The 13,389-nt window shown below is 68.6% G+C and carries 7 protein-coding genes, 1 tRNA gene and 1 other RNA gene; 2 read left to right on the top strand and 7 right to left on the bottom strand.

Annotated elements, in window-relative coordinates; genetic code table 11:
* Nucleotides 1–39: 39 nt before the first annotated feature.
* On the bottom strand, nucleotides 40–759 hold the full coding sequence (locus tag C1A38_RS13670; RefSeq protein ID WP_102658209.1) for a hypothetical protein: 720 nt from the start codon (nucleotides 757–759) through the stop codon (nucleotides 40–42).
* Entirely contained in the window at nucleotides 749–7,009 is a 6,261-nt protein-coding gene (locus tag C1A38_RS13675) for an RHS repeat domain-containing protein (RefSeq protein ID WP_102658210.1), read from the bottom strand. Before C1A38_RS13675 ends, C1A38_RS13670 begins: the two co-directional genes overlap by 11 nt.
* A gap of 490 nt (nucleotides 7,010–7,499) precedes the next feature.
* Between C1A38_RS13675 and C1A38_RS30855 the strand changes: the two genes are divergently transcribed.
* Entirely contained in the window at nucleotides 7,500–7,913 is a 414-nt protein-coding gene (locus tag C1A38_RS30855; protein ID WP_146017544.1) for a site-specific integrase, read from the top strand.
* Between the two features lie 607 nt (nucleotides 7,914–8,520).
* Here the strand turns inward: C1A38_RS30855 and C1A38_RS13690 are convergent.
* Both C1A38_RS13690 and C1A38_RS13695 read right to left on the bottom strand, forming a co-directional pair.
* A tRNA-Ala gene (locus tag C1A38_RS13690) sits at nucleotides 8,521–8,593 on the bottom strand.
* 89 nt (nucleotides 8,594–8,682) lie between these two features.
* On the bottom strand, nucleotides 8,683–9,273 hold the full coding sequence (locus C1A38_RS13695; RefSeq protein ID WP_102658249.1) for a YqgE/AlgH family protein: 591 nt from the start codon (nucleotides 9,271–9,273) through the stop codon (nucleotides 8,683–8,685).
* A gap of 283 nt (nucleotides 9,274–9,556) precedes the next feature.
* Between C1A38_RS13695 and mdlC the strand changes: the two genes are divergently transcribed.
* Nucleotides 9,557–11,152, top strand: coding sequence for a benzoylformate decarboxylase (gene mdlC, locus C1A38_RS13700; RefSeq protein ID WP_102658212.1), 1,596 nt, complete (start codon nucleotides 9,557–9,559; stop codon nucleotides 11,150–11,152).
* Nucleotides 11,153–11,236: 84 nt separating this feature from the next.
* Here mdlC and C1A38_RS13705 read toward each other — a convergent pair whose 3' ends face one another.
* The 3 genes from C1A38_RS13705 to smpB form a co-directional block, all read right to left on the bottom strand.
* Nucleotides 11,237–12,193, bottom strand: coding sequence for a hypothetical protein (locus C1A38_RS13705; protein WP_102658213.1), 957 nt, complete (start codon nucleotides 12,191–12,193; stop codon nucleotides 11,237–11,239).
* Between the two features lie 156 nt (nucleotides 12,194–12,349).
* Nucleotides 12,350–12,725: a transfer-messenger RNA gene (ssrA, locus tag C1A38_RS13710) on the bottom strand.
* A 107-nt stretch (nucleotides 12,726–12,832) separates the two neighbouring features.
* Nucleotides 12,833–13,312 (bottom strand): SsrA-binding protein SmpB, encoded by a 480-nt coding sequence (smpB, locus tag C1A38_RS13715; RefSeq protein ID WP_013731751.1) that lies wholly within the window; start codon nucleotides 13,310–13,312, stop codon nucleotides 12,833–12,835.
* Nucleotides 13,313–13,389 lie beyond the last annotated feature (77 nt).

Genomic DNA, 13,389 nt, shown 5'->3' on the forward strand with positions numbered 1-13,389 from the left:
AACCAGCGGACGCCACGGAACCCATCACGGTTGTCTACCTCACGACACCGCTGCGAGGCGCCTGGCTGCGGGAACGGCCAGTTCCCGGGCGACCTGCTCGGCCCGCTCGGCGGTGGCGGCCCGGGTCTGGATCCTGGAGGCGATCTCACCCCGAGCCAGCAGCACGGTGCAGAGGTGGGTCGGGCCCTCTGGCCCCTCCTCGTTGATCACCTCGCAGAACATCAGCTGGTCGTCGAGCCCGCTCAGGGGGGAAAGCTCCCGCTCGCCGAGAACCCGATGCAGCCCTTCTCGATCCTGGTAGGTGCCGCACCCGAGCCGGCCACGAACCTGGGCAACCGCCTCGGCCGCCGACGTGATGCCCCAGACGGCGGCGAACTGTTGAACGCGCAGGCCGGACGCCTTCCACTCCCGGCGCTGCCCGAAGGCGCTTCCGTAGACGCCATTTCCCCGCTGGGTCCCGCAGACGCCGGACAGGACGTCGTCCATGTACGGCGATTGGAGTGACACCTCCGCGACGCCGTCGATATCCAGGGCCGGCCCGATCAGCACCGTGCCGACCTGCTCTTCGAGCTCAGGATCCAGATCGAGGAGGGGCTGCACCCCGGTCACCGCCGGGTCGGTGCTGAACGGGTCGGCCGACGTGGTGGCCGGCCGCTCCCGGCCGCCGGTCGGGGAGGTTTCGCCGCTCGGCCCGCAGGCCGCGGTGAGGACGAGCCCCACCACGGCCAGCAGGGCGGTCAGTGGCTTGTCAGCGCCCATTTGTCGCCTTCGGATCGCTCACGGTCGCGCTCTTCGGTGAGCCGATGGTCCACGTCACTTCCTTCACGAGGGAGCCGGACGAGTTGAATCCCTTCGCAGCGCCCAGCTCAGCGAAGCGGCCATTCTCGGCATCGTCGATGTTGGTCGCCACGTCCTTCGCTCCCTTGTTGAAGTTCCACCGGTCCTCCGCGTGGATGGTGATCCGCATGGCCACCGTGTCACCGGTGACGGTCACCTCGGCGCTCGCCCACATGTCGAAGGAGCCCACGATTTTCTGCCACTTCTCGGTGGCGGGCTGATGCCTGATGTTGCGGCTGGCACCGGTCATCTGGAACGAGTTGCTGCCCGACTTGCCCAGCAGGGCTTCCGCTGCCAACTGCGCGGCCGCGATCTCGTTGTTGATGTCCGCCCTGAGTGACATGTCCTCGTTGTAGGCAGGGGCGAAGGCGAAGACATACGGCGTGCCACTGCCGTTCATATAGTGATCGTACATGTACGGCATGTCAGCCCAACCTGCGCAGCGGCCGATGCCGGACTTCTCCGAGGCGATACAGCCGTAGCGGTACGCCTGCCACTTGGCCCAACTGGCCCGGTCCTTCGGGGTCCACTTGGCCTTCGGGTCGTGCACGAAGTCATCGTCCCACGGGCCGTGATTTGTCGGATTCCGGGGCGCACCAATACAGAAGCGACCAGAGCAGACCTGCGTCTTCTTGATCTTGGTTTTCTTGCCGCCCGGTTCGTGCACGATCTCACCGTCCGGCGTGGGCGTGGTGTACATGGTGCAGCTGTCGTTGCCGCACACCTTCAACCCGGTGGGATCGCTGGCGGTGACCGGGCTGTTGTTGCTGTAGTTGTAGCCGTTCATCTGCTGTGGATCGGCCAGGTCCATGACCGGGTCGACGCTTATGAAACGCCCGATGACCGGGTCGTACTCCCGGGCCCCGAGGTGGGTCAGACCGGTGTTGTCCTTGGTGCCGCCGACGAAGCCCTTGTCGTTGGGCCAGGCCGGCTGGGCGCCGCGCGGCGTGCCGTAGGGCGTCTCCCGCCGGATCGAGGCCTGCTGGGTCACCGCGTCGACCGTCACGCTGGCGGTGCCGTTGTGGTCACCCGTCAGCCAACTCAGGCCCGCTGCGGTTCGCGATGCGATGGTGGAGCCGACATGGGAGTAGTACCGCGTACAGGTGGTGGTCTGCGTGCTGGAGTTGTAACGGATCTCCTGCCCCGGCAGGTAGAGCGTCTTGCCGGTCGGGTCCCGGCGGATCAGCCGGTTGCCGTCGGCGTCGTACACGAAGCTGGTCTGCCCGGTCGAATCGCTCGCGGTGTCCAGACGTCCCTCGAAGTCCCAGGTGAGCGTCTGCACTCCGCCCGAACCGCTGGGGCGGGTCAGGGTGTTTCCGGTCTCGTCGTAGGTGTAGTTGCCCACCTGACCGCCAGTGGTGGAGGTCAGGCTGTGCGCCTTCGGCGAGCCGTCGGGCGGGTAGTGGTAGGTGGTCGTGGTGTCCCCGGCAGAGGCGTGCACGACCTCCGTGCGGCGATTGCCCACGCTGTCGAAAGTCCACGACCGCCAGTACGGCGCGGGGCCGCCCAGCCCGCCGACCGACCGGGCCGCCGAGCAGTCGCCCGAGGACGGCGTCCACGCCTCGACGAGCCGGCGCATCTGGTCGTAGCCGAAGCACTGGGTGTCGTCGACCGGGTCGGGCACGACGTCGCTGATCCTGGTGATGTTGCCGGTGTTGTCATAGCTGTACCGCAGGTCGGCGAGGATGTTCGGGGACAGAGAGTCCCGGTCGGTCCGGATGCCGGTGAGCCGCCCCGTCTCCAACTCCCGGGTGAAACTCTGGTAGACCCGTCCGCCACTACCGGTGTGCAGCTCCACCTGGTCGATCTGGCCCAGGGCGTTGTAGTCGGTGTCCGCCACGTACGAGGAGTTGAGGCTCCCGTACAGCGTCCGGAGCCCGCTCGGCAGACCGAAACTGTTGTAGTCGAAGAGCAGGGTCTCCGCCGGCAGATCACCGTTCGTGGCCGGCATGCTCTGCGAGGCCACCGAGTTGTCGACGTTGTAGGTGGTGCCGAAGTTGTACGTGCCGGCAAGGCCGGTCTCCGAGGTAGGAATGACGATCTGCTGGCCCGTCGGCTGGTAGGCGTCGCTGTATCCAGTGATCTTCACCTGGTACGACGCCGCGCCGACGAACCGGGTGGACTGGGTCAGCTGCCCCTTCGCCACGGTGTCGTACACCCACTGGGCGCGCATGGTGCCACCGACCTGGTTCTCGTAGACCGCCCGCTTCCGGTTGAGGGAGTCGTACAGGTAAGCAAGCTTCTTGCCTCGATCATCGGTCAGGGTGGTGACCCGGCCGCCGTTGTCGTACGTCGAGGTCGCCTTGCCCTTGTCCGGGTCCACCACCTCGACCTGCCGACCCCGGATGTCAAAGGTGTAGGTCCACTCGTTGCCGCGGGCGTCGGTGACGGCGGTCTTCTGCCCCTTCCGGTCGAAGGTGTACGTCGTGGCGTCCCAACTGCCCGCCGTGCCCGGGGTTGGTGTGGCGCCGTGGTAGTACCGCAACTCCACCAACTGGCCACGGGCGTCGGTGATGCTGGAGGTGGCGGTGCCGCCGGCAGCCGGAGTGAAATCGGTGCGGTCACCCGCGTAGTAGGTGGAGGTACGCCAGCGCTCGGCGTCGTAGGGCTGGAAGACCTCCGCCGTGGCCCGACCGGCACCGTCGTACACCGTGCGCGTCTGGTTCGGCACCAATGCCCGTTCGGTGCTGGTGACCAGCGTGCTGCCGGCCGTACCAGAAGCGTGGTAGGAGCCGAAGCTCGTCGACTTGCGGCCCGCGGAGTCGTAGAACGTCTCGGTGAGCAGGCGCCCGCCGGAGATCGACGGTGCCTGTGTCTGCCGCTCCCGCATCAAGCCGTCGTAGAGGACGTACGAGGTGGAGTACGTCCCGGACGGGGTGAGCTTCGACGCCGCAACCACTGTGGCCGCGTTGTTGCGGACGGTGTAGGTGAAGGTCGAGTTGGCGCTCTGGCTGGCCTTGTCGCGACCGGGCAGCCAGACCGACGTCAGCCGGCCGAGACCGTCATAGGCCAGGTCGGTCCGCTTGCCGTTCGGGTCCACCACCGAGGTCTCGATGCCGTACGCCGGCTGGAGAGTCGTCGTGGTCACGTGCTGGGCGGCGTTGGTGACCGTGGTGGCGGTCACCGGGCCGCCGGTGGCGGGCGTGTACGCGGTCTTGGTCTCGTAGTTGTTCGCGTCCCAGGTCGAGGTGACGCGGCCGTGGCTGTCGTAGGCCGCACGGGAGACGGTGGTGAAGGTCGGAGCACCGGCGTTCCACGCCGACATCTCCTCGGTGCGGGTGGCCATCCCACGCGTCGGCGCAACCTCGAAGACGTTGCCGTCGTAGGACGTCCGTACCTCCTGGATCACGTCGTGCTCCGTCAAGGAGGTGGGCGCAGCGGCGTCCGCGCACTTCACCGCGTACGTCTGGACCCGGTGTGCGCGGTCCATGATCCAGGCGGTCGTGTTCCGGGGGGTGTAGTCGGTCTTGGTGCACCGCTCGTCACCCTCGACGCCATCCTGGCCGAGATCGTCGACGGCGATCGCCATGCCGTAGCTGTCGAAGGTGGTGACCGTCTTGGTGACCCGCTCGCCACGGCCGGCGTCCAGCGCGGTGTGCCTAGTGGTCGTACCGATCCCGATGAACCTCGCGGTGACGGTGTCCCCGTTGATCGTCCGGGTCGCCGTGGCGGCCGATGCCCAGGGGACATTGCGCTCCCGTGAGACCACCGGGCCGCCCGGGCCGTTGTAGACCGTGCTCTCCCTGGTCATCCCGGCGTACCAGTCCTGGTCGGCGATCCCGTCGATCGTCACCGACCTGGTGCCGCCCGACGGGGTGGCCCGGTCCCCGTTCATCCCGCGGAAGTACCGGGTCTCGGTGTACGTCTGCTCCCCCGGATCACCGACCGTGACGCCGACGCGCCCGTAGCCCCGATAGACCGACCACGTCTTGCGCTTCTTGTCGATGATCCCGTCGTCGTCGTTGTAGTGCCACGCCGCGCCGTCGAAGTAGTCGTACGAGTAGACCACCCGAGGGCTGCCCTGCGGCGGTGCCCCACCGGTGTTGTCGTTCTCGTAGATGGTCGTGACCACGTACTTGTGGAACCAGTCCGTCACCGGGTCCTGGTAACCCTCCGGGGTCCAGATCACCGGATAGCAACGCCGGGTGTTCGTGTGCGGGGTGGGCATGGGCTGCCCCGCCTTGCAGTCCTGGGCGGAGTAGTTGACGCTCGTCGTACCACCGGTCTCGTTGCGGATCTGCGCGATCCGCATCCAGTTCATCGCCGCCGCGAAGTCGATGGTGTCGACCCGGTTGGAGAGCTGGACGGGGGTGAACTCGACGTCCGGGAGGCTGGCACTACCACCCACCAGGCCGACGTGGGAGATCTTCGAGAGCCACAGGCCGGCCCGGGTGCCGTCGCCGGGGTCGGGAAAGCTGTGGGTGAAGGTCCACCGCTCCACATCACTGTACGCCGAGCCGCTGCGGACCTGGGTCGTCACGGAGGCCAGCCGCTTCGTGGTCCAGAAGGTCGGCGCGAAGTTGTCGGTGCAGGACGATCCGGTGCACTCGGAGTCCCACGGGGTGTCGGGCCAGTGCGCCTCGTCGTGCGTGGCGCAGCTGCTCAGGCAGCGGTCGGCCTCGGTCAGCTCGACCCGGAAGGGAGCCGGGGTGGCGAACACCGAGTCGACCCCGTTCGTCTGCCGCGTGCCGTAGTCGATACGGTCCAGCCAGCCTCCGCGGTCGTAGCTGGTGGCGTTCGCCGCAGTGAGGTTGCGGGCGTACTTGTTCGTCTCCTTGCCGTACCAGTAGGAGACGGAGTTGCCCTTGAGGTCCAGGACATAGTCGAGGTTCCACCGCCAGGCCTGCGTGCAGTAGGACGCGGCGAAGGTGGAGGCATGGCAGGGCTCCCCGGGCTCGTTGCCGAAGACCGGCACCGTCCAGGTCGAATTCGTCTGCGGGTTCCCCGGTGCCCAACCGGGAAGGCGGTTCAGCCCGAACCAGTACTGCATGCCGGCGGTGGTGGTGAGGACCCAGTATTCGCCGTTGTTGTCCCCGTTGCTCGCACCGGTTCGGCGTTCGATCCGCGAGCCGTCGTCGTTGCGCAGGTGCCACCGGCCCTCGGTGGAGTTGTAAATCAGCTCACCGGCGTGCCCGGAGAGGGACAGCGTCGCGTTGTCCGTCTCCCAGCAGAGGTCGGCGGCCTCCTCGGTGTTGTTCGCCGAGCCGTCCATGTCGTCCGCACAGTTGCGGTAGGTGCGCTCGATGTAGCCGCCGGGCCACCCCTCGAAGCCCTCACCGATCCAGGAGGGTTGGTTGTTCGACGCGGCGTGCCGGCCGTCGACCGACTGGGACGAGTAACTGAGCTCCACCTGCGGCTCGGGACCGCCGGTGCCGGGTGGCACCCGCATCGGGTACGACCAGGTGAAGGCTCCAGCGTTGCCGCCGGCGTTCCAGGTCGCGGAAGGCTGCAACGAGGTGGCCTTGTAGTCGCCGGCCGGACCGGCGGCACTCGCCTCCAGCGCCATGAGCGTCTGCGCCCCGCCGACGCCGACGCTCGCGGTCACTGTGCGGGAGCGTGGGTCGTTGTGGGATTTCAGGGGCGTGCGACGGCACTCTCGGCGCTCCGGTGTGCGCAGGGCACATTCGGGCAGCGAGACGAGGCGGAGCCGACTGGCCCAGTCACCGCCGTACGCGGTGGCGAAGGACCCGTAGTCGACGGACACGTCCACCTGCCCGGGCACGGCACCGCCCGTGGGGCTGACTCGCATCAGCAGGCCCCGCACGCCGGCGCGCGTGGTGGCGGTGCGGTCGAACACCTCGACGCGTACCCGGCCCGTCGGTGCTCCGACCTTGCGTGCGCTCGCGGACGACTGGCCGACTCGGATCGGCAGGGTCCCGGCGCGAGCGGGACCGACCTTGTCGGCGGCCAGGTCGACCTCCGCGGCGCTGGCCGCCGGCCAGGTCGGAGCCGGCTTCGCAGTTGCCGGCGGCAGGTGCGTCGCCGCCGGCACCTGGATCGACTGGACCGCCTTGACTGGCACCGTGGGCGTCGGCTCGGGCGCCGATCGCTTGTAGTCGGCGGGCGTGGCCTGCGCCGGTCCGGCCTGAAGCAGTCCGACCGCAAGGGTGGCGACAACGGCTGCTGCGAGCAAGGCCCGATACCCACCCGTACCGCTGTGCGACGCAAGCATTACTGATAGTGATCGCTGGAAGAACGCGGAAGTCTTCATGGTCTCCGAGATTTCTCATGGCGCAGCGGAAGGCGACGGGCCGAGAGGGTGGCGGGGCGACCTCGCACGAGACGCCCCGCCCGGTTACGTTCGGGACGACGGCGTCAGGGGGTCGGGGGGCTGAACCGCAGCCCCAGGCCGGGCCGGGGATACCGGCACCGATGGCGCCGCCTCGACCCTTGTCGGCGATGCCAGCCGGTAGCTGCCGCCGCCACGACAGCGGCCGCCGCCCAGCAAGGCCACGACAAACTCGTACGAGCACCAGCCATCAGACACCCCCGTGCAGACCAGTGATCCGGACTGTAGAGATGTCGAATGATCTATGTAAAGGCCTGTCACAAGTTGCCACCACAAAACGTGCAAGCAGGGTGGAATTCAGCTCCGAGATCACCGAACGTGACCTCGCGACTCCCTGACACCCGCCATCGCACGCCGAGCGCACCCGACCCGGATGAGCACCGACCGGTCCAGGGCCGAGGCAGGCCAGCGGCGCGTGGTCGCCGCACTGTGGCGGTTAATCGGCCGGTCTCCGACGTGGTCAACCGGCCCTCCTCGCCACTTCGCCGGCGATCTCAACTGGCAAGAGCGCGTATTCGTCAAGCACGAATGCCTGGACGACGACCCGAAATCCGAGACGGGCAAACGGCCAATGAACCTGCCGGCCGGACTGCGCGCCGATGTGGAATGGCACCTAGCAGAGTTCGCTGAAGGTGGCCCCAATGGACGGCTGTTCCGCGGCTCGCACCGCGGCTTCCCGCGCCGCCGAAACTTCAACCGGATCTGGCGGAAGGCCCTGACCGTCACCGGCATCCCGGCCGGTCTTGGCCTACACCTTCACGACCTGCGGCACACCGGCAGCACATAGTCGGCACAGAGTGGCGCGACGCTCAAAGAACTGATGGCGCGCATCGGCCATTCCAGCACCCGCGCAGCGCTGATCTACCAGCACGCCACCCCGTGACCGAGATCACGCCATCGCCGGCGCGCTCGACACCCTGATCGACGAGGCGCGAGGCGGCATCACAGAAAGAGGGAAGCGGCCATGACAACCATCTTTCGCTTTAGGAGCCGGAGAAAGGGAAACGAAAAGCGCCCTGGTGGGCGACTTCTCTCGCCCACCAGGGCGCTCAACCTTCAGGCGAATGACGGGTTGTCGTACCTTTTACACGTCAAAGTGTCATATACGACATCATAGATGCCCTTGCCGATAAGGCTACCAAATATCGATCGTCGACACTGCCCCGGAGGCATAGCTGGTGCTGCCACCCGAGCACCTCACACCGGATCTGACATGTGATCCGCACCGCCGCCCGGGCAGCCGTCGCCGCCGCCGTTGAACGCCTGGCTTCAGGAGGCGTGGGGCAGGACCGGCGCTCGATCTGGCACGGATCTGGCACAAAGCGAACCGGGCGCAGTAGAAACGACAAAACCCTGGTGGGGGTTTATGTCCCCCACCAGGGTTTTCGCTAGGGTGGAGCCGAGGGGACTCGAACCCCTGACCCCCACACTGCCAGTGTGGTGCGCTACCAGCTGCGCCACGGCCCCTTGCGGTTGTCCCCGGTCACCCGGGCACTGGAAGAACTATACACACGGCGCCCGGCATGGTCATCTGGCGGGGGTACCCACCGGGCGGGTCAGTTGAGCGTCACGTCCGGCGGGAAATGTGCCACCGCGGCCATCATGCCGCCCTGCCGGCGCAGCACCATGGGCCACAGGTCGTCGGGGCGCTCGACGAAGGCGTCGCCGGGCAGCGCGTCCAGCACGAACCAGGAACCCTCCTCGATCTCCTGCTCCAGTTGCCCGCTGCCCCAGCCGGCGTACCCGGCGAAGACCCGGATGGTCTGCACGCTCTCCCGCAGCCGGTCCGGGTCGACGGACAGGTCGAGGGTGCCGACGGCTCCGGAGACCTGGTGGAAGCCTTTGAGACGGCGGACCGGCGAATGCATCCGGGCCAGGCAGATCGCCGACTCGGGCTGCACCGGGCCGCCCTCGAACAGCACCGCCGGGTGCCGGGCCAGATCACCCCAGTCGCGCAGCACGTCGGCCACCGGAACCTCGGTCGCCCGGTTGAGGACCACGCCGAGGGCGCCGCCGGGCTCGTGGGCGACCAACAGGACCACCGTACGGTCGAAGTTCGGATCTTTCAGTGCGGGCGTCGCCACCAGTAGTTTCCCGGTCATCGACTCCATGGCTCGCCCGCCGATCGCCTGCCCCTCTCCCTGCATCACGTGTACCCGTCAGCCGTGTAGCAGCCGAGAGGGCCGGTCATGAAGACCACCAACGAGCCCTGTCGATGCCATCCGCGCTGTCGTAGCCATGTCTGGCACGATAGCTTGCGTCCCCGGCCGTGGCGAAGGTCTGATCGTCGGGTGATCGACAGTGGTGCGCGGAGATCCGTCACGGCTGTCGATAATCGCAGCCAGCACCTGGGACGAACCGGCTGACGGTGGGCTCCGGCAACGCCGAATGGCCCTGTCGGCCGGAGCCGCCCGGTTAGATTCAGGGGCGATGGCAACGGTCCGCGACACCACCTACGAGCTGCTCCGTGCGTTGGGCATGACCACCGTGTTCGGCAACCCCGGGTCGACCGAGGAGCCGTTCCTGCATGCCTTCCCCGACGACTTCCAGTACGTGCACGCGCTGCACGAGGCGTCGGCGGTCGGCATGGCCGACGGGTACGCCCAGGTCACCGGACGACCGGCGCACGTCAACCTGCACACGGCACCCGGCACCGGCAACGCCATGGGCAACATCGTCACCGCCTGGCACAACCGGACACCGCTGATCGTCACCGCCGGGCAGCAGACCCGGCAGATGCTGCTGCTCGAACCGCGCCTCACCGCCCGCCGTCCCACCGAGCTGCCCCAGCCGTACGTGAAGTGGGCGTACGAGCCGGTCCGCGCGCAGGACGTGCCGGCGTCGCTGATGCGGGCGTACGCCACCGCGATCCAACCGCCCGCCGGGCCGGTCTTTCTCTCCCTGCCGTTGGACGACTGGGCGCAGCCCGCCGATCCGCCACCCGCGGTCCGGTCCGTGGCGACCCGGTTCGCGCCCGACCCGCAGCGGCTGCGGCAGTTCGTCGCCGCCCTGACCAGCGCCCGGTCACCGGTCATGGTGCTCGGTGCGGCGGTGGACCGCGCCGACGCCTGGGACTCGGCGGTGGCCGTGGCCGAGCGGCTGGCCGCGCCGGTCTGGTCGGCGCCCGCGCCCGAGCGGACCGCCTTCCCCGAGAGCCACCCGCATTTTCAGGGCGTGCTGCCCTACGCCGCCGGGCCGCTGGCCGAACGGCTGCACGGGCACGACACCGTGCTGGTGGTCGGTGCTCCGGTGTTCCGGTACTACCCGCACGTGCCCGGCGACACCGTGCCCGAGGGTGCCCAACTGCTGCACGTCACCGACGATCCGGAGGAGGCGGCTCGCGCTCCGGTCGGGGACAGTCTGCTCGGCGACGCCGGACTCACCCTCGCCGCGCTTGCCGAACTGCTGCCGTCGGCGGATCGGCCGCCGCCGGCCACCCCACCTGATCCGCCACCGGTCGAGGATTCCCTCCCGCTGAGTGCGGACGCGCTCTTCGCCGCGTTGGCGCGGTACTGGCCCTCCGACGGGGTGCTCGTGCAGGAGTCGCCGTCGAACCTCTCCGCCCTGCGTCGCCGGCTACGGTTCGGCCGACCCGGGTCGTACTTCACGATGGCCAGCGGTGGGCTCGGTTACGGCCTTCCGGCGGCGGTCGGCATCGCGCTGGCCCAACGAGACACCGGCCAGCACCGGCCGGTGATCGCGGTGATCGGCGACGGCTCGTTCCACTACTCGGTGCAGGCCCTGTGGACCGCCGCCCAACTGCGGCTGCCACTTGTCGTCGTCGTACCGGTGAACCAGCAGTACGCCATCCTCAAGGCGTTCGCCGAACTCAAACACACTCCCGGCGTACCCGGGCTGGATCTTCCCGGCATCGACGTCAGCGCGGTGGCCCGTGGCTACGGCTGCGCCACCGCGGTCGTCGAGAGCCCCGATCAGCTCGGCGAGGCCCTCGACGTGGCGCTGCGCGCGGACGGCCCGACGGTGCTGCCCGTACCCATCCGCACCGACATCCCCCCACTGCTCTAGGGGTGAGGTGTAAGGAAGGGGCCCTTCTTAACGCCTGGGGTATAGGAAGGGCCCCCTGTTAACGCCACAGGGCGCTCACGGCGCTCAGTTGCCGCCGATGCGCAGCGGTGCGCCGGTGAGCGCGTCCAGGACCGGCCGGGCGCCCAGCGGCTCCTTGAGCGTCACCTCGACCGGCTCCATCCTGAGCATCGCGTCGCAGACGTCGGTGGAGCGCACCACAGTGCCGCCCACCACCACGACGTCGTCGCGCTCCTGCACCAGCGGGGTGATGTCGGTGTCGCAGCTGCCGACCCCGAGCCGGAAGGCCAGCCGGGTCCCGTCGATCTCCACGATGTCCTGCGCGGCGACCAGCCCTTCCGGAGCGGTGTCGGAGGGTGCGACCGGCTCGGGCACCGCATCGACCGCGTGCGGTGCGACGGCGGCGGCGGCCACCACGGCGCCGATCTCCTCGACGGTGAACAGCCAGGCCGGCACCTGTGCCTCGCCACGGCTGGTACGCAGCGGCGCGGTACCCAGTTCGACCTTGCTGATGGTGAGCGCGACGCACTCCCCCTGCGGCCGGCCGACGACCGTGTCGTCCGGTTCGTCGCCGGGTGCGGGCGGCGGCGGGATGGCGGGCTCCTTCGGCTGCGGGCAGGACGGCGGGTCGCTGCCGCGGGTGAGCGTCAGGAACGCGTCGGTGGCGCTGACAAGTGGTACGCGCAGCTGCCCGTCGGGAAAGCGGATGGTGCCGTCGTCGGGCTGCCGTACGGGCAGGTCGGCCGGCTTGCGGTACCAGCCGGCCTGAAACGCCGTCTGGGTCGCCGGCGTGAAGTTCGCCTCGCCGATCAGCACCGCGGGGTCCTGCAGCGGTACGTAGCCCTCGCGCCAACCCGGCCCGGGTTGCCACGCCTCGGCCACTGCGGTGGCCCGGCGGTCGAACGGCCCCGGCTCGTCAGCGGAGCTGATGGGACCGGTCGGTGCGGTTCCGGTTCCTGCCGGCGCGCAGCCGGCTACGACGATCATCAGGGGCAGACCCAACCGGGCGGCGAAGAGACGCATACCCCGTCTGACGGGTCTGGCCTGCACTTGGTTCCCACGGCACACCGGTCGGGCCCTTCTGGCGCAGACGTGCCTCTCGGGCACGAACGTGTGATCAACCTTTTGGCGTAGACGCGACTGCGCGCCCCGGCCGGGTGGCCGGGGCGCGCAGTCAGGTGGTGGAGGTGCCGGGAATCGAACCCGGGTCCTTCGCCGCCTTGTCAGGGCTTCTCCGAGCGCAGCTCGCTGTGCCTCTACTCGGCCCCTCCGATCACGCGAGCGAGTCGGTGTGACGGGCCCAGTCGCTGATTGATCTCGCCGCACGGACCCCGCGACCGGGTCCGATTGGCCAGCCTTCTAGCTGATGCCGGCTATCTGGGTCGAAGGCGCTCCCAGGCCGACAGACTTGCTACTCGCCTCAGGCGGCGAGAGCGAAGTCAGCGCGTTCGTTCTTGGCGCTTATTGGTTTCCGACGAACGATTCTCGAGACGACGTCGGCTTCCTCGGCTCGCTTCCCCTGCCGCAACGTACGAAGTCGAAACCAGTCACCCCCTCGACAGGCCGCCAACTTCCGGCGGCTCCGACAAGCGTAACGCCTGCCGCAACCCGATTCATCCCGAGGTCACGTCGCCGACGCGACCGAAGGACGAACCGGACAACTCACTCAGCCATGCCCTTTCCTCGCCGACCGACCGCACGTTGGATCTCCCGGTCGGCGTCCCGCTTGGCGAGGTCCTGGCGCTTGTCGTACGCCTTCTTGCCCTTGGCCAGGCCGATCTCCACCTTGGCCCAGCCGTCGGAGAAGTAGACCTGCAACGGCACCAGGGTCAGCCCGCTCTCCCGGGTCTTGCCGATCAGGCGATCGATCTCCAACCGCTTGAGCAGCAGCTTGCGGGTACGCCGAGGCTCGTGGTTGGTCCAGGTGCCCTGGGTGTACTCCGGGATGTGCATGCCGTGCAGATACAGCTCACCGTCGCGCTCCTGGGCGAACGCGTCGACAAGCGACGCCCGCCCGGCCCGCAGCGACTTCACCTCGGTGCCGGTCAGCGCCATGCCCGCCTCGTACGTGTCGAGGATGGCGTAGTCGTGGCGGGCCTTCTTGTTGGAGGCGACGACCTTGCGCCCCTTTTCCCGTGGCATCGCCGCGCCACCTCCTTTCGTTGCCTGCTTCCCCGGCGACGTGCGACGTGCGACATGCCGGCCGGAGAGCGGAGATC

The sequence above is a fragment of the Verrucosispora sp. ts21 genome, assembly GCF_002879555.1.
Taxonomy (GTDB): Bacteria; Actinomycetota; Actinomycetes; order Mycobacteriales; family Micromonosporaceae; genus Micromonospora; species Micromonospora gifhornensis.